General features: G+C 50.5%; 2 protein-coding genes. Both read left to right on the top strand.

Annotated elements, in window-relative coordinates:
• Positions 1-16: 16 nt before the first annotated feature.
• Positions 17-409, top strand: coding sequence for a head decoration protein (locus PSI23_RS21770; RefSeq protein ID WP_273557019.1), 393 nt, complete (start codon positions 17-19; stop codon positions 407-409).
• A gap of 70 nt (positions 410-479) precedes the next feature.
• Positions 480-701 (top strand): major capsid protein (locus tag PSI23_RS21765; RefSeq protein ID WP_273557018.1); only part of this gene is annotated, 222 nt, incomplete at its 3' end.

Here is a 701-nt window from a genome sequence, read left to right as displayed (position 1 = left end):
ATAAAGGAGCGAAATAATGGAAAACTTCTCTCAGAACCCCTTTCAGCCAGGCATGACACAGGCTGTTTTTTCGCCTGACCAGTTAATTTCCGGTCCGTTGCAAATAGTCACCGACAGCGTAACGATTGCCAAAGCGGGTATCCTGAAACGCGGCACGGTACTGGGTGTTATTACTGCCAACGGTGAATACGTGGTCAGTAAAAAAGGGGCAGGGGACGGCAGTCAGATCCCCAGCGCGATTCTGGTGGACAATGTTGATACCACCGCCGACAGCGTGAGGGGGGGCGTTTATCTGATGGGCGAATTTAACCAGCATCGGGTGATTTTCGATGAAAGCTGGACGCTCCCCGAACTAAAAACCCCATTACGCGCCTTTTCCATTTTCCTGCGCGACAGCGTACAAGCCTGATTTAATTCCAACAGACGTCTGAATGCGGGTCACCGTAGGCATTGTGACGTCTTTTAACACGAGAAACAGTATGAATATTTTTGACACCAATGTGTTAGTGCAGGTCGTACCGAACCTGCTGACCAGCCAGAACTGGCTGCTGGATAAATTCTTCCCGAATATTGTGGAGTCTGACACTGAGGAAGTGTCTGTCGACGTGGATGTTGGTCTGCGCCGCATGGCCCCGTTTGTTTCCCCGTTAGTGGAAGGCAAGCTGGTCGAGTCGCGTAAATTTCAGACCAACAGCTTTAAG

Origin of the sequence: Xenorhabdus yunnanensis (assembly GCF_028598805.1) — a bacterium.
Lineage (GTDB): Bacteria > Pseudomonadota > Gammaproteobacteria > Enterobacterales > Enterobacteriaceae > Xenorhabdus > Xenorhabdus yunnanensis.
The sequence above is the reverse complement of the archived record's forward strand: the minus strand, read 5'-3'. Positions and strand labels throughout refer to the sequence as shown.

What these genes read in the sequence shown, in the direction of transcription:
- PSI23_RS21770 (WP_273557019.1), top strand. Translation starts at nt 17, where the DNA reads ATGGAAAACTTCTCTCAGAACCCCTTTCAGCCAGGCATGACACAGGCT.